25 protein-coding genes and 1 pseudogene are annotated in these 24181 nt (G+C 55.1%); 16 read left to right on the top strand and 10 right to left on the bottom strand.

The genetic code is table 11. The annotated features are described in order from the left end of the window. The 10 genes and pseudogenes from fliJ to rcsA all read left to right on the top strand — a co-directional run bounded on the left by fliJ (nt 1) and on the right by rcsA (nt 6780). On the top strand, nt 1-444 hold the full coding sequence (gene fliJ / locus KK102_RS11140) for a flagellar export protein FliJ (protein ID WP_126545489.1): 444 nt from the start codon (nt 1-3) through the stop codon (nt 442-444). Beyond that, nucleotides 441-1676, top strand: coding sequence for a flagellar hook length control protein FliK (gene fliK, locus KK102_RS11135; RefSeq protein WP_216357600.1), 1236 nt, complete (start codon nt 441-443; stop codon nt 1674-1676). Before fliJ ends, fliK begins: the two co-directional genes overlap by 4 nt. Nucleotides 1677-1782: 106 nt before the next feature. After that, on the top strand, nt 1783-2253 hold the full coding sequence (gene fliL, locus KK102_RS11130; protein ID WP_010432366.1) for a flagellar basal body-associated protein FliL: 471 nt from the start codon (nt 1783-1785) through the stop codon (nt 2251-2253). Between the two features lie 4 nt (nt 2254-2257). Continuing rightward, nucleotides 2258-3262 (top strand): flagellar motor switch protein FliM, encoded by a 1005-nt coding sequence (fliM, locus tag KK102_RS11125; protein WP_010432363.1) that lies wholly within the window; start codon nt 2258-2260, stop codon nt 3260-3262. After that, complete coding sequence (fliN, locus tag KK102_RS11120; RefSeq protein WP_003859592.1) at nt 3259-3672, top strand: flagellar motor switch protein FliN; 414 nt, start codon at nt 3259-3261, stop codon at nt 3670-3672. The genes fliM and fliN overlap by 4 nt, the downstream gene beginning before the upstream one ends. A gap of 2 nt (nt 3673-3674) precedes the next feature. Then, complete coding sequence (fliO, locus tag KK102_RS11115) at nt 3675-4049, top strand: flagellar biosynthetic protein FliO (protein WP_126545491.1); 375 nt, start codon at nt 3675-3677, stop codon at nt 4047-4049. Continuing rightward, on the top strand, nt 4049-4786 hold the full coding sequence (gene fliP / locus KK102_RS11110) for a flagellar type III secretion system pore protein FliP (protein ID WP_126545492.1): 738 nt from the start codon (nt 4049-4051) through the stop codon (nt 4784-4786). The genes fliO and fliP overlap by 1 nt, the downstream gene beginning before the upstream one ends. 10 nt (nt 4787-4796) lie before the next feature. Then, a complete protein-coding gene (gene fliQ, locus KK102_RS11105) occupies nt 4797-5066 on the top strand; it encodes a flagellar biosynthesis protein FliQ (RefSeq protein ID WP_003859587.1) in 270 nt (89 codons plus the stop codon). A 7-nt stretch (nt 5067-5073) separates the two neighbouring features. Beyond that, nucleotides 5074-5866: pseudogene (gene fliR / locus KK102_RS11100) on the top strand (flagellar biosynthetic protein FliR); the annotation flags it as partial. Between the two features lie 290 nt (nt 5867-6156). Next, a complete protein-coding gene (gene rcsA, locus KK102_RS11095) occupies nt 6157-6780 on the top strand; it encodes a transcriptional regulator RcsA (protein WP_010432341.1) in 624 nt (207 codons plus the stop codon). A 105-nt stretch (nt 6781-6885) separates the two neighbouring features. Here the strand turns inward: rcsA and dsrB are convergent, their stop codons facing one another. Continuing rightward, entirely contained in the window at nt 6886-7074 is a 189-nt protein-coding gene (gene dsrB, locus KK102_RS11090; protein ID WP_010432339.1) for a protein DsrB, read from the bottom strand. Between the two features lie 128 nt (nt 7075-7202). On the opposite strand from dsrB, the gene yodD reads away from it, so the two are divergent. Together yodD and KK102_RS11080 are read left to right on the top strand one after the other, a co-directional pair. After that, nucleotides 7203-7430 (top strand): YodD family peroxide/acid resistance protein, encoded by a 228-nt coding sequence (gene yodD / locus KK102_RS11085; protein WP_120157917.1) that lies wholly within the window; start codon nt 7203-7205, stop codon nt 7428-7430. Between the two features lie 299 nt (nt 7431-7729). Next, nucleotides 7730-8530, top strand: a complete 801-nt coding sequence (locus tag KK102_RS11080; protein ID WP_216357599.1) for a mannosyl-3-phosphoglycerate phosphatase-related protein — start codon at nt 7730-7732, stop codon at nt 8528-8530. On the opposite strand, the gene dgcQ is transcribed toward KK102_RS11080, so the two are convergent. From dgcQ to KK102_RS11065, 3 genes are all read right to left on the bottom strand, one after another. Continuing rightward, nucleotides 8515-10215 carry a cellulose biosynthesis regulator diguanylate cyclase DgcQ gene (gene dgcQ, locus KK102_RS11075; protein WP_216357598.1) on the bottom strand — a complete coding sequence of 567 codons (1701 nt, stop codon included), beginning with the start codon at nt 10213-10215 and terminating at the stop codon, nt 8515-8517. The genes KK102_RS11080 and dgcQ overlap by 16 nt on opposite strands. A gap of 54 nt (nt 10216-10269) precedes the next feature. After that, entirely contained in the window at nt 10270-10452 is a 183-nt protein-coding gene (locus tag KK102_RS11070; RefSeq protein WP_010432330.1) for a YodC family protein, read from the bottom strand. Nucleotides 10453-10530: 78 nt separating this feature from the next. Beyond that, the gene (locus KK102_RS11065; RefSeq protein WP_216357597.1) at nt 10531-11442 is read right to left on the bottom strand and encodes a DUF808 domain-containing protein; all 912 of its coding nucleotides are present in this window, start codon (nt 11440-11442) and stop codon (nt 10531-10533) included. Nucleotides 11443-11620: 178 nt separating this feature from the next. Here KK102_RS11065 and yedA point away from each other — a divergent pair, with 178 nt between their 5' ends. Further along, the gene (gene yedA, locus KK102_RS11060) at nt 11621-12535 is read left to right on the top strand and encodes a drug/metabolite exporter YedA (protein WP_100165984.1); all 915 of its coding nucleotides are present in this window, start codon (nt 11621-11623) and stop codon (nt 12533-12535) included. Here the strand turns inward: yedA and KK102_RS11055 are convergent. The 3 genes from KK102_RS11055 to KK102_RS11045 all read right to left on the bottom strand — a co-directional run bounded on the left by KK102_RS11055 (nt 12507) and on the right by KK102_RS11045 (nt 15148). Then, nucleotides 12507-12989, bottom strand: coding sequence for a very short patch repair endonuclease (locus KK102_RS11055; RefSeq protein WP_216357596.1), 483 nt, complete (start codon nt 12987-12989; stop codon nt 12507-12509). The genes yedA and KK102_RS11055 overlap by 29 nt on opposite strands. After that, complete coding sequence (locus KK102_RS11050) at nt 12970-14385, bottom strand: DNA cytosine methyltransferase (RefSeq protein WP_126545528.1); 1416 nt, start codon at nt 14383-14385, stop codon at nt 12970-12972. The genes KK102_RS11055 and KK102_RS11050 overlap by 20 nt, the downstream gene beginning before the upstream one ends. 61 nt (nt 14386-14446) lie before the next feature. Then, nucleotides 14447-15148, bottom strand: coding sequence for a phosphohydrolase (locus tag KK102_RS11045; RefSeq protein ID WP_216357595.1), 702 nt, complete (start codon nt 15146-15148; stop codon nt 14447-14449). A 285-nt stretch (nt 15149-15433) separates the two neighbouring features. Here KK102_RS11045 and ompC point away from each other — a divergent pair, with 285 nt between their 5' ends. Next, a complete protein-coding gene (gene ompC, locus KK102_RS11040) occupies nt 15434-16609 on the top strand; it encodes a porin OmpC (RefSeq protein WP_216357594.1) in 1176 nt (391 codons plus the stop codon). A 55-nt stretch (nt 16610-16664) separates the two neighbouring features. Here the strand turns inward: ompC and KK102_RS11035 are convergent, their stop codons facing one another. Continuing rightward, entirely contained in the window at nt 16665-17528 is an 864-nt protein-coding gene (locus KK102_RS11035) for an N-acetylmuramic acid 6-phosphate etherase (RefSeq protein ID WP_216357593.1), read from the bottom strand. A gap of 163 nt (nt 17529-17691) precedes the next feature. Here KK102_RS11035 and KK102_RS11030 point away from each other — a divergent pair, with 163 nt between their 5' ends. Beyond that, on the top strand, nt 17692-19308 hold the full coding sequence (locus KK102_RS11030; RefSeq protein WP_216357592.1) for a sensor histidine kinase: 1617 nt from the start codon (nt 17692-17694) through the stop codon (nt 19306-19308). Further along, a complete protein-coding gene (gene dcuR, locus KK102_RS11025) occupies nt 19305-20024 on the top strand; it encodes a two-component system response regulator DcuR (protein ID WP_010432304.1) in 720 nt (239 codons plus the stop codon). Before KK102_RS11030 ends, dcuR begins: the two co-directional genes overlap by 4 nt. Here dcuR and KK102_RS11020 read toward each other — a convergent pair. Beyond that, nucleotides 20005-20967, bottom strand: a complete 963-nt coding sequence (locus tag KK102_RS11020) for an FAD:protein FMN transferase (protein WP_216357591.1) — start codon at nt 20965-20967, stop codon at nt 20005-20007. The genes dcuR and KK102_RS11020 overlap by 20 nt on opposite strands. Nucleotides 20968-21062: 95 nt before the next feature. Then, the gene (locus tag KK102_RS11015; protein ID WP_216357590.1) at nt 21063-23843 is read right to left on the bottom strand and encodes a flavocytochrome c; all 2781 of its coding nucleotides are present in this window, start codon (nt 23841-23843) and stop codon (nt 21063-21065) included. Between the last annotated feature and the right edge of the window lie 338 nt (nt 23844-24181).

The raw sequence follows: 24181 nt of genomic DNA, 5'->3' as shown, positions 1-24181 counted from the left end.
ATGGCGCAAAACAGCGCGTTATCAACGCTAAAGGATCTGGCCGAAAAAGAAGTTGATGATGCCGCACTGCAGCTCGGTGCAATGCGACGCGGGTGCCAGCAGGCTGAAGAGCAGTTGAAGATGTTAATCGACTATCAGCATGAATATCGCACCAACCTGAATGCCGATATGACGCAGGGCATTGGCAGCCAGCGCTGGATCAACTATCAGCAGTTTATCCAGACGCTGGAAAAGGCGATTGAGCAACACCGCCTGCAGCTTAACCAGTGGACCGAAAAAGTGGATACCGCGCTCAACTTCTGGCGCGAGAAAAAACAGCGGCTGCAGGCCTGGCAGACGCTGCAGGACCGACAGGTCGCGGCGTCAACCCTGGCGGAAAACCGCCTGGATCAGAAAAAGATGGATGAGTTTGCCCAGCGCGCATCAATGAGGAAACCGGAATGATCACACTGCAACAACTGCTGATGACCGACAGCGACCTGTCAGGCGGCACGCCAACGGGGAAAGGTACCGAGGGTGCGCAAGACTTTCTTTCTCTGCTGGCGGGCGCGTTGACCGAAGCGAACGGTCAGGGCAAAGATGCGCCGCTGACCCTGGCTGATTTGAAAGCCGCTGGCAGCAAGCTGTCCAGGGTAGCGCAACAGGACGCAGGCGAGACCACCCTGCAGGCGAAAATTGCCGACCTGCTCTCACGCCAGGAGACGCTGACCGCCGACGATGACGCGGCGAAGACCACTGCGCTGCAAACGCTGGTGTCCGGGCTGATGCCGACGACCCACGGTGATGCGTTAAAGACGCTGACCCACGCGTCCGCAAAGGATGACAGCAAAACTGACCTAACCGAAGACGAACTCGCGGGGCTCAGCGCGCTGATGGCGATGTTGCCGCACCAGCAGACGGCAACACCGGTAACGACGCAGGCAACCCACGTCGACGGCGTTACCACTCAGACGTCGCTCCCCTCCGCTCTTCCGCAAACGCTGAAAAACGCGCTGCCGGGAAAAGAGAATAGCCAGCCTCAGGCGGCGTCTCAGCCTGTGACACAAACGGCTGACGCAGCCCTGCCCGCCAGCGTACCCGTGACGCCTGCGGTCGCGGCCGCGGCCGCGGCCGCGGTAGAGAAACAGGACATCGCGAGCAGCGCGTCGTCAACCTCGCCCACCGCAACCCTGGCACCGATCCTCAGCAGCCACGCGACCTCACAGCCTGCTGCAACCGTTGCCACCGCGCCGGTATTGAGCCAGCCGCTCGGCACCAGCGAATGGCAGCAGACGCTGAGCCAGCACATCACGCTGTTTACGAAGCAAGGCCAGCAGACCGCTGAACTGCGTCTGCACCCGGAAGACCTGGGCCAGGTGCAAATCTCGCTTAAACTGGATGATAACCAGGCGCAGCTGCAGATGGTGTCTCCGCACAGCCACGTGCGCGCGGCGCTGGAGGCTGCTCTGCCGGTCTTACGCACCTCTCTGGCGGAAAGCGGCATTCAGCTTTCGCAGAGCAGCGTCAGCAGCGAGAGCTTCGCCGGACAGCAGCAATCTTCATCGCAGCAGCAACAGCAGGCCTCCCGCTCGGGCCAGCACGGCGCGTTCAATGAAGAGAGTGATGAGCTATTGGCGACCCCTGCCGCCCTGCAATCCGCCGCGCGCGGAAATGGCGCAGTGGATATCTTCGCCTAAACGCCAGAGGTAGCGTGATTATTCCCGTCTTTTCCACGCTTTGAGATAAGGCGGACACGGGATAATCACCCTATTAAGCTGTACCGAAACAGGAAGCTCGTATCAGATGACTGACTCCGCTATCACCAAAAAAAGCAAGCGCTCCATCTGGATCCCGCTGCTGGTGTTGATCACGCTCGCCGCCTGCGCTACCGCGGGCTATAGTTACTGGCGTATGCAGCAGGAACCGACTGCCGCTGCAGCCAAAGCTGAAGCGCCACCGCCTCCGGCTCCCGTGTTCTTCCCGCTGGACACCTTCACCGTCAACCTGGGTGATGCGGATCGTGTGCTTTACGTTGGCATTACGCTGCGCCTGAAAGACGAAGCTACCCGTTCTCGTCTGAACGATTATCTTCCTGAAGTGCGTAGCCGTCTGCTGCTGCTGTTCTCTCGTCAGGACGCTTCGACGCTCGCTACCGATGACGGTAAGCAAAAACTGGTCGACGCCATCAAACAAACGCTGTCGACCCCGCTGGTAAACGGCCAACCGAAGCAGGAAGTCACCGACGTTCTGTATACAGCCTTCATTCTGCGGTAACGACATGGGCGACAGTATTCTTTCTCAGGCAGAAATCGATGCGCTGCTCAACGGCGACAGCGATAAGAGTGATGATCCGCAACCGGGTCTAAGCGGCGACGACAATATTCGCCCCTATGACCCGAATACCCAGCGTCGCGTGGTACGTGAACGTCTGCAGGCGCTGGAGATCATCAACGAACGTTTTGCGCGTCAGTTCCGTATGGGGCTGTTTAACCTGCTGCGTCGTAGCCCGGATATCACCGTCGGCGCGATCCGCATTCAGCCGTATCATGAGTTTGCCCGCAACCTGCCGGTGCCAACCAACCTTAACCTGATTCATCTGAAGCCGCTGCGCGGCACCGGTCTGGTGGTGTTTTCCCCAAGCCTGGTGTTCATTGCGGTGGATAACCTGTTCGGCGGCGACGGGCGTTTCCCGACCAAAGTAGAAGGTCGTGAATTCACCCACACCGAACAGCGCGTCATTAACCGCATGCTGAAGCTGGCGCTGGAGTCTTACAGCGACGCGTGGAAGGCGATTAACCCGCTGGAAGTGGAGTACGTCCGTTCCGAGATGCAGGTGAAGTTCACCAATATCACCACCTCGCCGAACGATATCGTCGTTAACACGCCGTTCCACGTTGAAATCGGCAACCTGACCGGTGAGTTCAACATCTGCCTGCCGTTCAGCATGATTGAACCGCTGCGCGAGCTGCTGGTGAACCCGCCGCTGGAGAACTCGCGCCACGAAGATCAAAACTGGCGTGAAAACCTGGTCCGCCAGGTTCAGCATTCGCAGTTGGAGCTGGTGGCGAGCTTTGCCGATATTCCCCTGCGGTTATCTCAGATCCTGAAATTACAACCCGGCGACGTTTTGCCGATAGAAAAACCCGACCGCATTATTGCCCATGTGGATGGTGTCCCCGTGCTGACCAGTCAGTACGGCACAATTAACGGCCAGTATGCGTTACGCGTTGAGCACTTGATCAACCCGATATTGAATTCGCTGAATGAGGAACAGCCCAAATGAGTGACATGAACAATCCGTCCGATGAGAACAGCGGAGCACTGGACGATCTGTGGGCTGACGCGTTAAACGAGCAAAAGACGACCCCGACGAAAAGCGCGGCGGACGCGGTATTCCAGCAGCTGGGCGGCGGCGACGTCAGCGGCACGCTGCAGGACATCGATCTGATCATGGATATCCCGGTTAAGCTGACGGTTGAGCTGGGCCGCACCCGCATGACCATTAAAGAGCTGCTGCGCCTGACGCAGGGCTCCGTGGTCGCCCTTGACGGCCTGGCCGGCGAGCCGCTGGATATTCTGATCAACGGTTATCTGATTGCTCAGGGTGAAGTGGTGGTGGTTGCTGACAAGTACGGCGTGCGCATCACCGACATCATTACCCCGTCCGAACGTATGCGCCGTCTGAGCCGTTAAGCATGAAAACCCAGGCAACAATGTCCCAACCCTCCGCGGTACCTGGCTCACCGCTGCTCCAGGTGAGCGGTGCTCTGTTCGGCATTATTGCCTTCATTCTTATTGCGGCCTGGCTGGCAAAGCGCTTTGGTCTGGCGGGTAAAACCGCCGGAACGCGCGGCCTGAAGGTCAGCGCCAGTACCGCGCTGGGGCCACGCGAGCGCGTGGTCATCGTCGACGTGGAAGATGCGCGTCTGGTACTGGGAGTTACCGCCTCAAACATCAATGTCTTACATAAACTGCCGCCCGCCCCTGTCACGGGTGACGAGCGCGCAGAAGCCCCAGCGGATTTCCAGTCCGTTATGAAGAGTTTGCTTAAGCGTTCCGGGAGATCCTGATGCGCCGTTTGTTATCCCTTACGCTTGCGGGTGTTGGCCTGTTTGCTCCCGCGGTCTATGCGCAACTGCCCGGTCTGGTCTCGACCCCGCTTGCCGGAGGCGGACAAAGCTGGTCGCTTTCGGTTCAGACGCTGGTGTTCATCACCTCGCTGACCTTTATTCCGGCCATTCTGCTGATGATGACCAGCTTTACCCGCATTATCATTGTTTTTGGCCTGCTGCGAAACGCCCTGGGAACCCCTTCCGCGCCGCCCAACCAGGTGCTGCTGGGTCTGGCCCTGTTTTTGACCTTTTTCATTATGTCGCCGGTGATCGACAAGATTTACACCGACGCCTATCGGCCGTTCAGCGAAGATAAAATCTCGATGGAGGTTGCGCTGGAGAAAGGCGCGCAGCCGCTGCGTGAATTTATGCTGCGCCAGACGCGTGAAGCGGATTTAGCGCTCTTTGCCCGCCTCTCCAACACCGGCGAGCTGCAGGGACCGGAAGCGGTGCCGATGCGCATTTTGCTGCCAGCCTATGTAACCAGCGAGCTAAAAACCGCGTTCCAGATTGGCTTCACTATTTTTATTCCGTTCCTGATTATTGACCTGGTGATCGCCAGCGTCCTGATGGCGCTCGGGATGATGATGGTGCCACCTGCAACCATCGCTCTGCCCTTTAAGATCATGCTCTTTGTGCTGGTCGATGGCTGGCAGCTGCTGGTCAGTTCGCTGGCGCAGAGTTTCTACAGTTGAGGAGCGCGCAATGACGCCAGAATCGGTCATGATGATGGGCACGGAAGCGATGAAAGTCGCGATTGCCGTTGCCGCCCCGCTGCTGCTTGTTGCCCTCGTGACCGGTCTGATCATCAGTATCCTGCAGGCCGCCACGCAGATTAACGAAATGACGCTGTCGTTTATCCCGAAAATCATTGCCGTGTTCGTGGCGATTATCGTCGCCGGGCCGTGGATGCTGAACCTGCTGCTGGACTATATGCGCAACCTGTTCACCAATCTGCCGTACATCATCGGCTGATATCACGATGCTGCACTTCACCAGCGATCAATACGTCCAGTGGCTGGGCGTCTACTTCTGGCCGATGCTGCGCATTATGGCGCTCATCTCAACCGCCCCTATTCTCAGCGAGAAATCGATACCCAAGCGCATCAAAGTGGGGCTGGGGATCGTCATCACGATTATTGTCGCCCCGTCCCTGCCGCCGGTTGATATCCCTGTATTTTCCGCTAACGCCGTATGGGTGGCGCTTCAGCAGGTGATGATCGGCGTCGCCGTTGGGTTTACCATGCAGCTCGCCTTTGCGGCAGTGCGTACTGCGGGTGAGCTGATCGGCCTGCAAATGGGGTTATCCTTCGCCACCTTCGTCGACCCCGGCAGCCACCTCAACATGCCGGTGCTGGCGCGTATCATCGATCTGCTGGCGATGCTGCTGTTCCTGTCGTTTAACGGCCACTTATGGCTCATCTCAATGCTGGTGGATACCTTCCACACGCTGCCGATTGGCGAAAATCCGGTTAACAGCAACGCGTTTCTGGCGCTGGTGCGTGCCGCCGGGCTGATTTTTCTCAACGGGCTGATGCTGGCGCTGCCGATCATCACCCTGCTGCTGACCGTTAACCTGGCATTAGGCTTGCTGAACAGAATGGCGCCGCAGCTTTCCGTGTTTGTCATTGGTTTTCCCGTGACGTTGACGGTCGGTCTTTTATTAATGTCATTGCTAATGCCACTTATCGCCCCCTTCTGTGAACATTTATTCAGCGAGATATTCAACCTGTTAGCGGATATTGTCAGCGAACTGCCTCGCAAATAATAGTCCTCACACTCCACATTGTCTTTCTGAGGATATTCCTAAAATAAAACGTGAAAAACATCTTCCAGGATATATCTGACGCGGTTTAAATGTTTCTAACCATCTCACAATACTTAATATTTACTTTACTTTAAGAAGATTCCTGGCAAATTATAAGTAACTTTACGGGATAGTGAGTTCGCCTGAAAGTCTTTGTCATGCTCACAGGTTTTATTTGGTTTTTTCCATCCCGTATGGCTGTTTACGAGCTCTCAGGCAGATGGTGAATTATCGTTACGCATTGAGTGAGGGTATGCCATGTCAACGATCATTATGGATTTATGCAGCTACACCCGGCTAGGGTTAACCGGGTATCTGGCAAGCAGAGGGGTAAGAAAGAGAGACATCAACGATGCACACACCGTTGACGAACTCGAAGCCGCTTGTGAAGCACACAAGCCCGGCGTGGTGTTTATTAATGAGGACTGTTTCATTCACGATCCAGCCAACAGTCAGCACATTAAGCAAATCATTAATCAGCATCCTAAAACGTTGTTTATTGTTTTTATGGCGATCGCTAATATTCATTTCGACGAATACTTGTTGGTCCGTAAAAATTTATTGATCAGTTCAAAATCGATTAAACCCGAGTCGCTGGATGACATTTTGGGTGATTATTTGAATAAAGAAGTTAAGAATGTAGGAGCGGTTAACTTACCCACCCTATCATTAAGCAGAACTGAATCAAGTATGCTCAGAATGTGGATGGCTGGACAAGGGACAATTCAGATCTCGGACCAGATGAATATCAAGGCAAAAACGGTTTCGTCACACAAAGGAAATATTAAAAGGAAAATTAAAACGCATAATAAGCAAGTGATCTACCACGTCGTTCGCCTGACCGATAATGTCACAAACGGAATTTTCGTTAATATGCGCTGATCCGCGCAAGACCTTCTGTACCCTACCTGCGATCTCTGGCCTGGCCAGAGATTTTTGCATTTTCAGCCGCATGGGCCGGGGACGGGAACGCCGCCCGACACCACGCTATTCTGCTGCTTCCACAAAAATACCATCCTCATGTCCCAGTTCGTTAAAGAACCAGATACCGAGCGGGTAGTCTTCCAGAGAAACCAGGTACATTACACCTTCGCTAAACTCTTCTATTGCCAGCACCACACCCGGGCGGCGCGGTCCACCGTCCGTTTTAACGGTTACCCGATCGTTGACCTTCATACATTCCTCCTGTGGTTTTGAGCCAGTGTAGAACAAAACGCATTAACTGGCACCGACCCCCGGCGCGAATGGTGTTTTTGTGTGCGGTCTATACTTAGGAATGGACACGGTTGCATGAGGACCCCGTAATGAAGACCGATAAAGAGTACAGCGACACCATCAAGCGTGAGGTGGAGGTGGATGTCGATGCCCTGCTGGCCGCGATCAATGAGATCAGCGAGTCCGAAGTTCGCCGCTCAGACGATGAGTCAGACAAAGTGATTGTGAACGGGAGGGACTATCACACTTACCGCGAGCTGGCCGAAGCCTTCGAGCTTGATATTCATGACTTCAGCGTGTCTGAAGCGAATCGGTAAGATGAAAAAAATCCCGGTCATGGGGATGGCCGGGATCAAACTTGCTTATGCAAGAAGCACTTGAAAATTCGTTACACCAGGAAATCTGATGTAGAAACCACACTATCCCCAACGGATTTGTCTGACAAGCATATATTCTCCTGGCGAATATAATATTTTATACATGTGAATTTTAGTTATGAGCAGCAACATGCGCCGTGTGTGGGTTACGCAGGATGGATATCCTCAAACCAGCTCCCCGATACGGTCATTTTTTAGGAATAATCTTAGACAACCCCCGTCAGCCATCAGGAGCCTTTATGCTTTCGCTTCAGAAGCCACTGCTGATTTTTACCGATCTGGATGGCACGCTGCTGGATATTCATACCTATGACTGGCAGCCTGCCGCCGCATGGCTGGAGCGTCTACGGGATAAACAGGTCCCCGTTATCCTCTGCAGCAGCAAGACGGCGGCTGAGATGCTCGACATCCAGCAGGAGCTGGGCCTGGAAGGACTGCCGTTCATTGCGGAAAACGGAGCGGTCATTCAGCCGGATGTTCGCTGGGACCCACCTGCCCGGCGCATCACGGGGATGTCGCATCATACGATTCTTCACATCCTCGAGCAGATCAGACTGCACACGCACGTAAAATTCACCTCCTTTGACGACGTGAATGAACGGGTAATCGGTGAATGGACGGGACTGACGCCTTCCCGTTCGCTGCTTGCGCGCAGGCATGAAGCGTCCGCGACGCTGATCTGGCGCGACAGCGATGCGCAAATGACGCGCTTTGAAGAGGCGCTGGAACCGCATGGCCTGCAGATTGTACAGGGGGCGAGATTCTGGCACGTCCTGGACGCGCGCTGCGGCAAGGATGTGGCGGTGAAATGGCTGACTGAACGGTATTGTCTGCAGGAGCGTGTTGCGTGGACATCCCTTGGGCTGGGCGATGGTCCTAACGACGCCCCGCTGTTAGACAGCGTCGACTTTGCGGTGGTGGTCAAAGGCATTAACCGCCAGGGCATTTCGCTGCAGAACGATAGCCCGGAACGGGTTTATCACACGCAGCTTCCCGGCCCCGCGGGCTGGCGCGAAGGGCTAGATCACTTCTTGTTGTGATCGCGCCAGACGACGCAGTTGCGTCCCCCCTGCTTTGCCTCATACAACCGCGCATCGGCAATTGACTGCAGCTGCTCAAAATTATAGTTACCCTTCTCCTGGGCGCTGCTGACGCCCAGTGAGGCACTGATGCGCAAAGTGACGCTCTTCTTAACCAAAATCTCTTTGCTGTCGATCCGTGCGCGGATCCGCTCAGCAACATTTGCCGCTTCCTCAAGCGTCAGGCCAGGGAGCACGACACAGAACTCCTCGCCACCCACGCGGCCGCCCACGTCGTTGGCGCGCAGCGCACTCGCAATCAATCCTCCGGCGTGCGACAACACTTTATCCCCTGCCTGATGCCCGAAGCGGTCATTGATACCCTTGAAATGGTCCAGGTCGATCTGGATGACAGAAAACGGCAGGGACTGCTGCTGGCATTGCTTCGCAAGGGCTTTCGCCCGTTCAAACAGCGCCCCGCGATTATTCAGGCGGGTCAGCGGATCGTGCCAGGCCTGCCACTGAAGCGAGTGTTGAAGCGTATACATATTGCTGACCATACGGCGGATCACGAGCCAGGAGATCAGCAGCATGGCGGTGAAGAGCGCCCAGAGTAGCGCCAGCACAATACTGATGCTGCCGAAATCCCCGCGAACCCCTTCATGTAGCGTATGCACGCGCAGGACAACGCCCTCAAAATGATCGAGCCGTTCCCAACTGATAAAGCGGCTACCCAGACGAATCCCCCCCTCCGTGTCGGACTCGATAGCGTGAGCTATCTGCGCCAGCTCGCTTGCATCGAAGTGGTTTACGTTGCTTTCGGGTGATTCGGAGGTCGCAATCATGTTGAGGCGCGTGTCGTAAAGCTGGTATTCGCCTTCTGTATGGTTGTCCACGGCCTCCACCAGCAGCTGTTTCATCGTATCAACGCTGATATCCATCGCCACCACGCCGTACCAGAAATGGTCGTAGTAGATCGGCACGCTGGCAGTAATAAGCCGCTTGTTCCCGACAAATGACGACGGAGGCGAAATAAACCAGCGAACGGCACGCGCGCGGTTTTCGCGCTCAGACTGCTGTGAAAACCAGGGCTGCGTGACCAGCTGATAATAGCGGTGGGCAATATCTCCCGGTTGTGCAGGCGTATCGGTCGCGATAAAGAACCCTGCGCGGGAAACATAGAGCACCCGCTCTACGTTACTGGTGCGCGATGACGCCAGACGCAGGAGGTACCCCACTTCGAGGGCAGCAGAGAGTTCGTTTGCCAGGCGATCGTTATCGCGGTTGAGAAGCGTGGTTTTTTCAACAAACGCATCGGACACCCCGTTGATGGGTAACGTGCGATTTTCGTCCACCGCGATTTGCCAGTTTGCGGTGTTCCGCAGAGTGTTAAAACGCGCCACCGCATTGTGCAGCACACCGAATGCCAGCGGAGTTTGCAGCGCATCGCGCATGCTGTGGCGAAAGAACAGCATTTTATCGACGTTGTACTGCAACTGCCTGTCCAGGCCATTTGCGACCGTTTCCAGATGGTTACGCTGGCTGGAGATATAGGCATCTTCCAGTACCACCACTTCACGCCAGGTGAGGAGCGTGGAAAAGACCAGGACAATAATAAAACAGAGATTAACAATCAGGCCGGGATTGCTACGCTGATGCAGCCATTGCTGAAGAGATCGTTTTACAACATAGGTATCGCGCTGCACACACACTCCCTGAATGTCACATAAAAACGCCCGGCGAACCGGGCGTTAGAGTGATTAAGCCTTCTCGCGATGTTGCCGTCCGTCCCCCGGCTGAAGCTCGTCTTCACGAAACGCTTCCCGCTTGATGCCATAACCATCATGCCACCGGCACTCCACCATACCACTGGAATAACCTGTGACAATCATACGCGGACCACCGTTCTTCGGCTTAACTTCATCACTGACCAAAAAGACCATACCCGCCTCCTGTATCAGGGTGAAACTTTTTCAATTTAGACGAGGAATGGCCTTTTTGCATCCCTGTTCGGGTAGCAATTAGTGCGAGGCTCCACGCATTTTTTCGACTGCTTTTACGGCAGCGACCACGATAGCGCCAATGATAAAGCCCAGCACCAGATTCAACAGCGTCGGCAAAATAGCGGCGACAGCCGCCCCCTGCGCCGAGGCAAAATGCTCAATCGCATGGTGCAGCGGCGCAATACCGTGCACGACAATCCCGCCGCCGACGAGGAACATGGCCAGCGTGCCCACAACCGACAAACTTTTCATCAGCCAGGGGGCCAGCGTCAGCAGGCTTTTACCGATACCGCGTGCTACCGCGCTCGATTTCTGCTCCAGCCAGTAGCCGATATCATCCAGCTTGACGATAAGCCCCACCAGGCCGTAAACACCCACGGTCACCAGAATCGCAATGCCGGAAAGCACCATAACCTGATTGACCAGCGGTGCTTCTGACACAATGCCCAGCGTAATCGCCACGATTTCGGCCGAGAGAATAAAGTCAGTGCGGACGGCCCCTTTCACCTTATCGCGTTCGAACGCCAGCGGATCCTGAGCAGCCAGGGCTTCCAGCCGCTGCTGGCGCACCTCTGGCGTGTCGCTCTCCTTACGCGAGGCAAAAGAGTGCAGGACTTTCTCGACCCCCTCGAAGCACAAAAACGCGCCGCCAATCATCAGCAGCGGCGTGATGGCCCAGGGGATAAAGGCGCTGATCAACAACGCGAGCGGAACGAGGATCACCTTATTGATAAAGGACCCCTTCGCCACGCTCCATACCACCGGTAACTCCCGGTTAGCCTTGACGCCGGTGACCTGCTGCGCGTTCAGCGATAAATCATCCCCCAGCACGCCGGCGGTCTTTTTGGCCGCCAGTTTTCCCATGACCGAAATGTCGTCCAGCAGGGTGGCAATGTCGTCCAGCAATGTTAATAAGCTACTTCCTGCCAAAATCTCTATCCTTCTTTTTTTGCTAATTAAGTGAATAGTATGGAACAAAACCGGACACCCGGAAACAGGCACCTGACGTCAACAAAAAATTCACATCCACACCACAATTAAAGCACTCGCCAGACCGATAGTTTTGGCGTTTACTATGAGCGAACTTTTTATTTCGACGTGAGGGACTATGCGTTTCCGGCAACTATTACCGCTCATTGGAGCACTTTTTTCGCTGTATATCATCTGGGGATCCACCTATTTTGTCATTCGAATCGGTGTGGAAAGCTGGCCCCCGTTGATGATGGCAGGGATCCGCTTCTTCTCTGCGGGCGTATTGTTGATAACGTTTTTGCTGCTGCGCGGCCACAAGCTTCCCCCACTCCGCCCGCTGCTCAACGCGGCACTGATTGGATTTCTGTTGCTGGCCGTTGGGAATGGTGCCGTGACCGTGGCGGAGCACCAGAATGTACCGTCCGGGATCGCCGCCGTGGTGGTGGCCACCGTCCCGCTGTTTACCCTCTGCTTTAGCCGCCTGTTCGGTATCCGCACCCGCAAGCTGGAATGGCTGGGGATCGGCATCGGGCTTGCGGGGATCATCCTGCTCAACAGCGGTGGCAACCTGAGCGGAAACCCATGGGGTGCGCTGCTGATCATGGTTGGCTCAATGAGCTGGGCGTTTGGCTCCGTCTACGGCTCACGGATTGAACTGCCTTCCGGCATGATGGCAGGCGCGATTGAGATGCTCGCAGCGGGTATCGTGCTGCTGATTGCCTCGACGCTGATGGGTGAGAAACTGACAACGATGCCGGACCTGTCTGGCTTCCTGGCCGTGGGGTATCTGGCGCTCTTTGGCTCCATTATTGCCATTAATGCCTATATGTTCCTGATCCGCAATGTCTCCCCGGCCGTCGCCACCAGCTACGCGTACGTGAACCCGGTGGTCGCCGTGCTGCTCGGTACCGGTTTTGCGGGAGAAGTGTTATCGACGGTTGAATGGCTGGCGCTGTGTGTGATTGTTTTTGCGGTTGTGCTGGTAACGTTGGGCAAATATTTGCTGCCTGCGAAACCGGTCGTCACGCCGTGCGAGGTGGAGAAACCTTAATTCCCTGCGTATCGATCTGCGCGGCCGCCGCGCCGCCGCAGATCCACTCTTCCAGCCGCTCTGTCAGGTCCAGATCGCTCAATTTTAGCCTGCCGCGCAAGGCGCATTCCCACACGACTAATACCCGCCAGCCCTGAGCAAGAAGCGTTGCAATATCGCGTTTATCCCGTTCTACATTCTTGCCTATCTTCTCCAGCCAGAAATCGGTTCGCGTCGCGGGAACCTTGAACAGGTAGCAGTTGTGATGGTGCCAGAAGCAGCCGTGGGTGAAGATAATGCACTGATACGCGTCGAGGATGAAATCGGGACGCCCGGCGAGCGCGGCATCCTGGACGCGAAAATCAAAACCGGCCTGGGTCAGTAATTCCGCCAGCCGTTTTTCGATGGCGGTATCACGCGTGCCGATGGCACGCATGTTTTTACTGCGCGTCGCTTTATTGTGTACGTCCGTCACTGACGGCCTCGCTCTGACGCAGCGCCACAGCCTGCTTAATGCGTGAGGCCAGCAGTTTCGCCACCGCCGCAAACACGGGCACCACCACCGAGTTGCCGAACTGGCGGTAAGCCTGGGTGTCGGACACCGGAATACGGAAGCTGTAGCCCTGCGGCGACTCAAACCCCATCAGCCGCGCGCACTCACGCGGGGTTAAGCGACGTGGGCGATGGCGCTGGTTCTGCGGATCGTCAAAATCTTTTTCGCCCAGCGCTTTATCCCAGCCTCTGTCGATGAGGATCTCTGCGCCATCTTTGTAATAACGCGCCGACAAGGTGCGGGTCACGCTGTCTGCATTCGTTGGATTCACCATGCCAAAACCGAACCCATTGCCTTTGGCCTGGTGCTTTTTGGCATAGCGGTAGAGGTATTTCCACAGTACCGGCGTCAGGATAAATTTGGCGTCAACGGCGGGCTCCAGCAGATCGGCCACGCTCGGTCGGCGCGCCGGATACAGCGACGGGATATCCCGCAGGGTGAAATCCCCTTTCAGATTGAGGTCGCGGCGGAAGCCTACCAGCACGATACGTTCGCGATGCTGCGGCAGGAAATATTTACCGTCGATGATTTTCGGATCGTCTGCGCCCATGTCCTGCGCATCGGCCACGTCATAGCCCAGTTCATCCAGCGTTTGCATAATGATGCGGAAGGTTTTCCCGCCATCATGGCTTTTTAAGTTTTTGACGTTTTCCAGCACAAAAATAGCCGGACGACGGGCATCAATAATTCGGACCACGTCAAAAAACAGCGTGCCCTGCGTATCGCAGGCAAACCCGTGGGCGCGTCCCAGGGCATTTTTTTTCGACACCCCGGCGAGCGAAAAAGGCTGGCACGGGAAGCCCGCCAGCAGCACGTCGTGCTCAGGCACGGTTTGCCGGATATGCTCTGCGGCTTCTTCATCGCTGACGCCGCTTTTGTGGCTCAGGGTCACATCGCGGATGTCAGCGTTGAAATGGTGTTCATCAGGATCGCAGTACCAGTTAGCCTTATAGGTACGCACCGCGTGTTTATTCCACTCGCTGGTGAACACGCACTGCCCGCCAATGGCTTCAAAACCGTGGCGGATGCCGCCAATACCGGCGAACAGATCGATAAAGCGGAACGCATAGTCTGGATGCGCGGCGGGAGGACGCGGCAGCAGATTTTGCAGATAACGGAACTCGCCGTCGCTCATGCGGCGCCCTGCCCTGTCGCTTATCAGCAGTCTTTTGAGTATTGCCGGGCTCCAGTGACTCTCGCCATGGGCCGCCAGCTGGTTGGCAAGGGTCTTAACATCATAGATATCCAGCAGCTGCCGCAGTAATGCCTGCACGGCTGCCGTTGATTTCTCAGCCTGCGCTGGCGCGGGCTCAATCACTGATCGTATTTCCTGCATTCTCTTAACCGGGCAATAAAGACTGGAGACAGATTACCACAGTTTACCGGCTCACACTCCGACGGAAGCGGCTCAATACCTGACCATCCAGCCCCAGGCAGTCGCCCTGCAGTTCTGCGCTCAGTTTCGCCATAAACTGGATCAGAAAATCGGCGTTATGTCGGGCAAGCTCACGCCCCACGTCGGTCTGCATCGTCTCGGGCAGGCGCAGCAGCTTGGTCTGGAAGTGATCGAGGGCGAAGGCTTTGTCGTCCAGGTCACGCGAATCGGCGAACGGATCGCGCGCATCAAACAGGGTGACACCCAGCGCGCCGGATACGGCAAAAACGCGCGCCAGACCGATAGCGCCTAATGCCTCCAGCCGGTCGGCATCCTGAACTATTTTGGCCTCGGGACTTTGTGGCGCAATCCCGGCGCTGAAGCTGTGCGCTTCTATGGCGTGTTCCACCGCGGCATACCTGTCTGGCGGAAAATCCGGGAAATCGCGCTGCAAAATATCACGCGTTTTACGCGCCGCCAGCCGCGAGGACTGGCTGCGTTCGGGATGATTTTTCGGCAGGCTGACAATGTCGTGAAAGTAGCAGGCAGTCATTACTACCAGCGGGTCAGCGTTGTAATGAGGCATGATTTTCTGCGCCGTCATCCAGACGCGACGAAAGTGTGAAATATCATGCGCAGCGTCGTCGGAAGCGTGATGTTGATCAAGCCAGGATTCGAAGCGCTGTTGCCATTGAGTGAGTTCCATCTTTCTTTCCCGTTACGAAAATTGAGGGTTAATTATAACATAGCCAAATTTAATAAATTAAAAAATAGACACACGAAATACTTAATAATAATTACTCACTATATTTTCAATTAATTAATTCACACGAAAAATAAAGAGATTAGTAGAAATATTTTGCAATATTTTTACCAATTTAATTACATTTATTTTTGAACCAAATTAGCCGGCCTTAGAATAGTATCGAACACGTAATTACGGAGGGTGATTACATATATTCATATAAATTATCTTTAAAGGGAATATATAATGAAAAGAAAAGTTCTGGCAATTCTTGTACCCGCATTATTAATGGCTGGCGCAGCAAATGCAGCTGAGATGTACAACAAAGACGGCAACAAAGTCGACCTGTACGGTAAAGTCGATGCACGTCATACCTTCTCAGATAACGCTGGCGACGACGGCGATGAAACCTATGTACAGATTGGTTTCAAAGGCGAATCACAGATTACCAGTGACCTGACGGGTTATGGCCAGTGGGAATATAAAACCTACGCTAACGATACCGAAGGCGCTGGTGATACATCATTTAACCGTCTGGCTTACGCTGGTCTGAAATACGCTGAATTGGGTTCATTTGATTACGGCCGTAATTACGGCGTCGTGTATGACGTTGAAGCCTGGACCGATATGCTGCCAGTATTCGGTGGCGATTCTTACACCTGGACCGATAACTTTATGAATGGCCGTGCTAACGGTCTGGCAACCTACCGTAATTCAGGTTTCTTCGGCCTGGTTGACGGTCTGAATTTTGCGCTGCAGTATCAGGGCAATAATGAAGGCAGCAACGCAAATGAAGATCAGGAAGGCACCAAAAACGGCCATGAAAACGTACGTTTCCAGAACGGCGACGGCTTTGGTATGTCAACCTCCTATGACTTCGACTTTGGCCTGAGCCTGGGTGCTGCGTACTCTTCTTCTGACCGTACCAACGATCAGGTTGCTTATGGCGCAGGCAGTTACAACCGCTTCAGCAAATATGCTGGCGGCGAACGTGCTGAAGCCTGGACCATCGGCGCGAAGTACGATGCTAAGGATGTTTACCTGGCGATGATGTATGCCGAAACTCGCAACATGACGCCTTACGGTAGCAATGCAGATGGTGGCATCGCCAACAAAACTCAGAACTTTGAAGCCGTAGCACAGTACCAGTTTGAATTCGGCCTGCGTCCATCCCTGGCATGGGTATACTCTAAGGGCGTCGATCTGGGTGGCAACGACTATCACCCAGGCAATGGCTACGATTATGTTGACCAGGATCTGGTTAACTACATCGACCTGGGCATGACCTACACCTTCAACAAAAACTTCTCCACCTATGTTGATTATAAAATCAACCTGCTGGACGAAGATGACGCGTTCTACAGCGACAACGGCATCGCAACCGACGACATCGTTGGCGTCGGCATGACCTACCAGTTCTAATCCCCAGAAATACTCAAGCCCGCATTCGCGGGCTTTTTTATTTAATGCTGAAGTGTTACGGCGCTTCCTGCAGCGCCACGCGAATAAACCCGTTATTCTGCGCCAGCAGTTCATGCGCCTTCCAGGCATCCAGCCCCGTCAGTACCATCAACACCGCCGTTTTGCAGTTGTGGTTACAGCTCTCCAGCGCGGCCTTCGCTTCAGTCCGGGTACATCCGCCCGCTTCCATCACTATCGCGATTTGTCGTTCTGACCATTTGGTACTGGTCGCCTCCAGATCCACGCGCAGGTTGCTGTAGACGCGCCCGGATCTCACCGCCAGCCCTGTGGTCACCATATTGAGGATCGTTTTTTGCGCGATCCCCGCTTTGGCATTGGCGTATCCCGCCACCACGTCAGGCCCCAGTTCAGGCGCAATCACCATACTCGCTAACTGTGCCGCCTCGCTTTGCGCATCACCTGTTATCACCGCGACCGGTGAACCCAACGACCATGCATGCCGCATGGCCCCCCATACCCACGGCGTTTTTCCGCTGACGGTCACCGCCAGCATCATGTCGTGCTCGCCAAACTTAAGCGCCTGCAGGTCGGCAACGCCGCGCTCGTAGCTTGCCGCTTCACCGTCCGTCGTAATGGCGATAACGGGATGTTTACCCGGCGCATACTCATCAGCCGCCTGCCTTGCTATACGTCCCGAAGGCCCCGCGCCGACGAGCACCAGCCGCCCGCCATGACTGAGCGTCGCCGCAGCGTTATCCACCACGCGCGCAATCGTTGTTAAGAAAGGGGTAATAGCAGAAGAGATTTGTGCATCATCCTGGTGAATGACGTTCAGCATATCCAGCGTGGACAATCTGTCGATATTCATCGTGCTGGCGTGCCGTCTTTCCTTGACCGAACCGGTAAGCATAATGCTCATAAACAGCCTCCTTATTATGAGTACCCCCACACTATAAAGTGTTTTATATAGGTCACATGAGATGAGGGTCACGAAAAGAGGACCAAGCGCATGCTTTTACATGGCTTTAAGAAAACCGCGTCATCAGCGATAATTACCTCTTTATAATCATCGCGGAGTGTTGATGAGCGATTTGCAGCCCTTCCCCCTGACGCGCAAGCGCCCTATGAAACTGAACACCCTCGTCACGTTGATGGTGTGCGCGATTATCGGTTCCGTGCTGCTGCTGGTCTTTGCGCTCTATTCTGTGCAAATCACCCGTGCGACCCGCGATGATGTCAAAGACACCGCGCTCGGCATTGCCCGCACCCTTGCGGACAGCCCTGAGGTCAAACGCGGCCTGATGCAGGCGCCCCAGGCGGATATTATTCAGCCCCTCGCCCAGGCGGTGACAAAGCGTAACGATCTGCTGTTTACCGTGGTCACTGACATGCGCGGGATCCGCTACTCTCACCCGAACGAAGCGCTGCTGGGGCTGCATTTTATCGGCGACGATTTAACACCCGCGCTGGAAGGTAAAGAAAATGTCTCCGTCAACCGGGGCGCGCTCGCCGAAGCGCTGCGCGTTTTTACGCCCGTCTTTGACGCGCAGCAAGAGCAAATCGGCGTGGTGGTGGTCGGCATCTCCCTCAAAAAAGTTGAAGAGCAGATCACCCGCGGACGGCTTAACGCCCTCTGGACCGTGTTATTCAGTATCTTAATGAGCTCGCTGGCGATCTGGGGCCTGGTCCGCGTGCTCAAACGCATCCTGTTTGGGCTGGAGCCGTACGAGATCTCCGCGCTGTTTGAACAGCGTCAGGCGATGCTGCAGTCGCTCCGGGAAGGGGTTCTGGCGGTAGACATTCACGGCCGCGTGACGATGATTAACCACGCTGCCAGAGAGATTTTGCTCCTGCCGTCGGGCAAGCAGACCGAAAACGCCAGCGAGCCGCTGCTGGCAAGCCTGCGCGACGTGTCGAAAACCGGGATTGCGCGTCAGGATCAGGAGATCAGCTGCAACGGGCGGTTGTTGCTCTGTAATATGGTGCCCGTTAAAAGTCAGAATCGGGTGATCGGGGCGATCAGCACCTTCCGCGATAAAACGGAAATCAGCCAGCTGATGCAGCGCATCGATGGGATGGTCAACTATGTTGATGCCCTGCGCGCCCACACCCATGAATTTATGAATAAACTGCACGTGATCCTTGGGCTGCTGAACATTAAGCGCTATGACAAACTCGAGGAGTACATCCTCCAGACGGCGCATAATTACCAGACGGACATTGGCACCATCCAGAGCAAAGTCAAATCACCGGTTATCGCAGGCTTTTTGCTGGGTAAAATTCACCGTGCCAAAGAAGCGGGCATCACGCTTACGCTGGCAGATGAGTGCCAGATACCGGATACCGCCAATGAAGAGCAGGTTGCGGTGCTGGTCACCGTGCTCGGTAATTTAATTGAAAACGCACTGGATGCAATGGAAGGCCAGCCGGAAGGCGAAATCACTCTGCTGTTACACTATCAAAATGGCTGGCTCAGCTGCGAAGTCAGCGATGATGGCCCCGGTATCGATCCGGTTCAGCTGGAGGCTATTTTTACAAAGGGCTTCTCAACAAAAGGTGAAAACCGGGGCGTTGGGCTGTTCCTTGCGCGTCAGCAAATCCAGAATCTGGGCGGCGATATCACCGTCGAATCTGAGCCTGGCGTATTTACCCAATTTTTTGTTCACATCCCCTGGGATAGCGAGAGGAATATCGCGTGATAAATGTATTAATTGTCGATGATGACGCCATGGTAGCCGACCTCAACCGTCTGTACGTTAACCGTGTTGAAGGCTTTAGCTGCTGCGGCGTCGCCTCCACGCTCAACCAGGCCGAGGCCATTATCAATAACCCGAACCAGCCCGTCGATCTGGTGCTGCTGGATGTCTACATGCAGCAGGATAACGGGCTCGATCTCCTGCCGATCATCCGTGCATCGGGTCGTCCGATTGATGTGATTATGATCTCGTCGGCGTCCGATGCCACCACTATTCAGACCTCCATGCATTACGGGGTTGTGGATTACCTGATCAAACCGTTCCAGTTTCCGCGTTTTGAAGAGGCGCTGAACGGCTGGAAGGCAAAGCACAGCCTGATGGGATCCCACCAGTATTATGAGCAGGCGGACGTGGACAGACTGATCCACGGCGGTGCGCCGGAACTCGCCGACAGCAAGAAATTGCCGAAAGGGTTAACGCCGCAAACGCTGCGCACGATTTGCCAGTGGATCGACGCGCACCCGGAGATGGAGTTTTCCACCGATGACCTGGCGAACGCGGTCAATATTTCGCGGGTGTCTTGCCGCAAGTATTTAATCTGGCTGGCGCAAATCAACATTCTGTTCACCAGCATTCACTACGGCGCGACCGGGCGTCCGGTGTATCGCTACCGGCTGCAGCCGGAGCAAACGGGGTTACTCAAACAGTATTGTCAGTAACCCGATAGTCGTTATCCATCAGCGTGAAGCGGAAGTGGTGCATCGAGGAGATCACCACTTCTTTTGTTTTGGTCACAAAAATCGCTTCGATATCAGGACGAGCGCGCAGCGCAGCGCAGCCCTTTTCAACGCCCATACCGTAAATCAGCGTGGTCCAGATATCGCCGTCGATGGAATCTTTCGACACGATGGTGACGCTGTCCAGCTCGTTGTCCAGCGGATACCCGGTACGCGGGTCGAGAATATGGTGATAGCGCCTGCCGTTTTGTTCGAAGTAGCGCTCGTACGTTCCCGAGGTCACGACGGATCGATTCTCTACCGCCATCGCGCCAATCAACGCATCACCGGCGAACGGTTTTTTCAATCCGACGCTCCAGTCCCCTTCCGGTGAGCCTAACGTCTGGATGTTTCCGCCGAGGTTGATCAGCCCCAGTCCGGCGCCCTCTTTGTGCAGATAATCCCGCACCCTGTCGGCAATATAGCCTTTCGCAATGGCTCCCAGGTCGATCTCCATTCCCGCTTTCATCAGAAAGACGCTGCTGTCCGGTTCATTCAGCACCACATCCGCAGGATCGGTTACGCCCAGCAGTGCAGTAATGTCATCGGCAGGCGGAACGCTATCGCCCTGGAAGCCAATTTTCCAGCGTTTCACCAGCGGGCCGATGGCCAGGTTAAACGCGCTGTCTTTAAGCATGCTTGCCGCTTTCGCGCAGCGAATCAGCTCAAACACCGGACGGCTGACGGCAACCGGATGCTGACCGGCCGCATGGTTGATATCCATCACCTGAGAATGCGCACGGTTAACGGTAAGCAGGTCTTCGTACTGTTTGATCAGGCGAAACACGCGGGACGCGAGGGCCTCGTCATGGGAAAAGAGTTTGAGGAGGATGGGCGATCCCATCAGAACGGCGGAATAACTGTAAACGCGATGGTCATCAGGCATAGCATGAGTCCTCAGATGTAGCCCCGGCAAGCACCGCGCCGCCGGGGAAAATGCCGGATAACGCTGCGCGTATCCGGCATACAACACAGGGGGTCTTACTGCTTTTTCGAACGCATAGCCGCCTGATGTCCTGCAAGCGTACCAAAAATAATGATATCTGCCACCGCATTACCGCCGATACGGTTACCGCCGTGGATCCCGCCGACCACTTCACCGGCCGCAAACGCCCCTGGCAGCACGTTGTGCGTGCTGTCCAGCACGCAGGTTTCGGTGTTGATGGTCACGCCGCCCATAGTGTGGTGCACGCCCGGCGCAATCTGAATGGCGTAGAACGGCCCTTCATTGATTGGCGCACGCAGCGCGGTGGTACGGCCAAAATCATCATCGTGCTGTTTTTCAACGAAACCGTTGTAGCGTTCCAGGGTCGCCAGGAAAGCGTGGTGATCCATGCCCAGCGCTTCAGCCAGGGCTTTTGGCGAGCTGGCGCTGGTCACGAAACCTTTCGCGATGTACTCATCCGCCGCTTTATTTTTCGTGCGGACATGCTCATCAAAGACGATGTAAGCATATTTCTCCGGCAGGGCGATGATTGACGCCGAGACTTTATCGCGGGTCGACATTTCGTTGTAGAAGCGCTCCCCTTTCTGGTTCACCAGAATCGCCCCGCCGCCGCGGATAGATTCGGAAATCAGGTACGAGGTTTTCTGCTCTACGGTTGGGTGAATTTGAATCTCGCCCATGTCCACGGTGCCCGCCCCGATGCGTTCCAGCAGCGCGATGCCGCCACCCGTTGCCCCTTTGTGGTTGGTGGTGACGAACCCTTCAAGGTCCGGACGGTATTTGACCACCATCTGGCTGTTGGCGCTGAAGCCGCCCGTCGCCACAATCACGCTTTTTGCTGCTACGGTGACAGTTTCATTCTCTTCGGTAGTCAGGCGTACGCCGGTGACTTCACCGTTCTCGAAGATAATGTCGCTGACGGAGGTATCCAGCATCACCTCGATGTTGCGTTTGTTAACGTTACGCACCAGGCCGCTGATCAGGTAGCCCCCCACCGCAGAACCGTCTTTTGGACGGTGAGTACGGTCGATGCTCATCCCGCCGGTGGTGGTGATGTCGTTCAGCATAATGCCGCGCGTTGCCAGCCACTCAATCGCCTGTGGCGCGTTCTCGACAAAGCGACGCAGCAGTTCCGGGTTGTTCTTGTTACCGCCGCCTTTCAGGCTTTCCTGGTAGAACAGCTCTTTGCTGTCCTGAATGCCCTTCACGCGCTGGAAGCGGGTTTCGGCGGCGTTCATCCCGGCAGAGGCTTTAATGGTGTTCCCGCCGATGGTTGGCATTTTCTCGACGATCAGCACGCTCGCGCCCTCGTCGTGAGCCTGAATCGCCGCCGCCAGACCGGCGCCGCCGCTGCCGACAACGACCACGTCCACGCTGCGGGTTTCGTTCGGGTCAACGCCCTCTTCCGCTGCCAGCGCTTTGCTGGACTTCAGCATCGCTTTGGATACCGCTTTCTTCACTGCTTCACTCTGGCTGGTTGCGCCGGTGATGGCATCCACGTGCGGGGTGTTAGCGTCCAGAATGCGGGTACGGATCTCTTCAAAGCTGGTCACAAACTCAACGTCTTCACTCGGGCCAGACGCGAGCTCAATGTCTGCAATACGGTCGGTTTCGAGGCTGACGTTAATCACCAGCTCGCTGGCGTCGTCCTGCACTTTCTCAGTGAAGGTGCCTGGTTTGAATTTAGATTCACCCATGCTCATGTCGCGGATCATCGCTTCCACCAGCGAGAAGCGCCACAGCGGTTCAGGGATGCTCAGCGCCTCGCGTTTGGTGCTGTCCATAAACAGCTCAAGGCTTTCGCCCGCTGTAATGCGGTCGGTCCAGTCAGGGTATGCAATGGTCGCGCGACCCACGGCAATCAGGTCGTAACCGTGGTCAAGCGCTTCATTCACGTCTGAAGCATTCACCACGCCGCCCACGCCCATGACCGGAACCTGCGCCAGCGTGTCAGAACGCATCGCGCAGTATTTTTCGATAAGCGGCGTTGGGTCCTGGGTATCGACAATGGAAGGACGCAGGGTGGCGCCGACGGAGAAGTGCAGATAGTCCACGCCGCGCGCCGCCAGTTTTTCCAGCAGGTACATGGTGTCGTCAAAGCGGATGCCCGGCACTTCCAGCTCTTCAGGGGAGAAGCGGTAGCCAATAATAAAGGCGTCGTCCGCGTACTGGCGCACCATTTTGTGAGTAATGTCCAGCACCGCCAGCGGGAACTTCGCGCGGTTATCGCGGCTGCCGCCCCACTCGTCGTCGCGCTGGTTAGAATTCGGTGAGTAGAACTGCTGAATCAGGTAGGTGTTCGCCCCGTGGATCTCCACGCCGTCGAAGCCGGCCTGGATGGCGCGGCGCACCGCTTCACCAAACTTGCCGATCATGCCTTCAACTTCTTCGCCTGTCAGCGCCACTGGCGTTGCTGCGCCCTCACGCGGCGCGGCAACGGCGCTCGGGCCAACCGGCGTACGGCCACCGATCAGTTTTGGGTCGACCATGCGGCCGCCGTGGTAGATCTGCAGCAGGGCCTTAGAGCCTTTCGATTTAATCGCCTCCGCGATTTTCGCCAGCCCGGCAATTTTCTCGTCGTTATCGATGCCGATTGCGCCCGGGAAGGCGAGGCCGAGATCGTCGACGAAGCAGCACTCCACAATAATGGTGCCGATACTGCCGGAACGGGCACGATAGTATTCCACCAGCTCGCTGGTGACGGTGCCGTCGTAATAGCCGGTACAGGTGGTCATAGGTGCCATTAACAAACGGTTTTTCAGTTCAGTGCCATTCGGTAATGTGAAGGGGCTTAGAATACGTTCGTTAGTGCTCATAATAAAAACTCCAAACTTTAAAAATTAAGAATTCGTTATCGGATTGGTTTTTTATTTCGTCGTTATTTGCCGATGTCATGATATTAATATAATGATTTTTTTAGTTTCTAAAGTTATTACGTTAGTTAAAAAACTATTTAATCCCTGCGATAACACAAATAATACATTGGTGTTAGCGATTGTAATTCAGCCATTCACAATAATTTAAAAATCGTTAAATGATTAATGGTAAAACCATTTCACCGAGACACACACAAAACAAATAAAATCAATATGATACAAAACAACAAAAAGTAAATATGTTACAAAAATGATAAAATACACTCGTAAAATACATA

It is taken from the genome of Enterobacter quasimori (genome assembly GCF_018597345.1).
GTDB classification, from domain to species: domain Bacteria; phylum Pseudomonadota; class Gammaproteobacteria; order Enterobacterales; family Enterobacteriaceae; genus Enterobacter; species Enterobacter mori.
The sequence above is the reverse complement of the archived record's forward strand: the minus strand, read 5'-3'. Positions and strand labels throughout refer to the sequence as shown.

What these genes read in the sequence shown, in the direction of transcription:
- KK102_RS11015 (WP_216357590.1), bottom strand. Translation starts at nt 23,843, where the DNA reads ATGAGCACTAACGAACGTATTCTAAGCCCCTTCACATTACCGAATGGC.
- fliK (WP_216357600.1), top strand. Translation starts at nt 441, where the DNA reads ATGATCACACTGCAACAACTGCTGATGACCGACAGCGACCTGTCAGGC.
- fliM (WP_010432363.1), top strand. Translation starts at nt 2,258, where the DNA reads ATGGGCGACAGTATTCTTTCTCAGGCAGAAATCGATGCGCTGCTCAAC.
- KK102_RS11080 (WP_216357599.1), top strand. Translation starts at nt 7,730, where the DNA reads ATGCTTTCGCTTCAGAAGCCACTGCTGATTTTTACCGATCTGGATGGC.
- KK102_RS11070 (WP_010432330.1), bottom strand. Translation starts at nt 10,452, where the DNA reads ATGGTCTTTTTGGTCAGTGATGAAGTTAAGCCGAAGAACGGTGGTCCG.
- yodD (WP_120157917.1), top strand. Translation starts at nt 7,203, where the DNA reads ATGAAGACCGATAAAGAGTACAGCGACACCATCAAGCGTGAGGTGGAG.
- fliO (WP_126545491.1), top strand. Translation starts at nt 3,675, where the DNA reads ATGAAAACCCAGGCAACAATGTCCCAACCCTCCGCGGTACCTGGCTCA.
- fliL (WP_010432366.1), top strand. Translation starts at nt 1,783, where the DNA reads ATGACTGACTCCGCTATCACCAAAAAAAGCAAGCGCTCCATCTGGATC.
- KK102_RS11020 (WP_216357591.1), bottom strand. Translation starts at nt 20,967, where the DNA reads ATGCCTGATGACCATCGCGTTTACAGTTATTCCGCCGTTCTGATGGGA.
- KK102_RS11035 (WP_216357593.1), bottom strand. Translation starts at nt 17,528, where the DNA reads ATGAGCATTATGCTTACCGGTTCGGTCAAGGAAAGACGGCACGCCAGC.
- fliN (WP_003859592.1), top strand. Translation starts at nt 3,259, where the DNA reads ATGAGTGACATGAACAATCCGTCCGATGAGAACAGCGGAGCACTGGAC.
- KK102_RS11045 (WP_216357595.1), bottom strand. Translation starts at nt 15,148, where the DNA reads ATGGAACTCACTCAATGGCAACAGCGCTTCGAATCCTGGCTTGATCAA.
- dsrB (WP_010432339.1), bottom strand. Translation starts at nt 7,074, where the DNA reads ATGAAGGTCAACGATCGGGTAACCGTTAAAACGGACGGTGGACCGCGC.
- fliP (WP_126545492.1), top strand. Translation starts at nt 4,049, where the DNA reads ATGCGCCGTTTGTTATCCCTTACGCTTGCGGGTGTTGGCCTGTTTGCT.
- ompC (WP_216357594.1), top strand. Translation starts at nt 15,434, where the DNA reads ATGAAAAGAAAAGTTCTGGCAATTCTTGTACCCGCATTATTAATGGCT.
- rcsA (WP_010432341.1), top strand. Translation starts at nt 6,157, where the DNA reads ATGTCAACGATCATTATGGATTTATGCAGCTACACCCGGCTAGGGTTA.
- yedA (WP_100165984.1), top strand. Translation starts at nt 11,621, where the DNA reads ATGCGTTTCCGGCAACTATTACCGCTCATTGGAGCACTTTTTTCGCTG.
- KK102_RS11030 (WP_216357592.1), top strand. Translation starts at nt 17,692, where the DNA reads ATGAGCGATTTGCAGCCCTTCCCCCTGACGCGCAAGCGCCCTATGAAA.
- fliJ (WP_126545489.1), top strand. Translation starts at nt 1, where the DNA reads ATGGCGCAAAACAGCGCGTTATCAACGCTAAAGGATCTGGCCGAAAAA.
- fliQ (WP_003859587.1), top strand. Translation starts at nt 4,797, where the DNA reads ATGACGCCAGAATCGGTCATGATGATGGGCACGGAAGCGATGAAAGTC.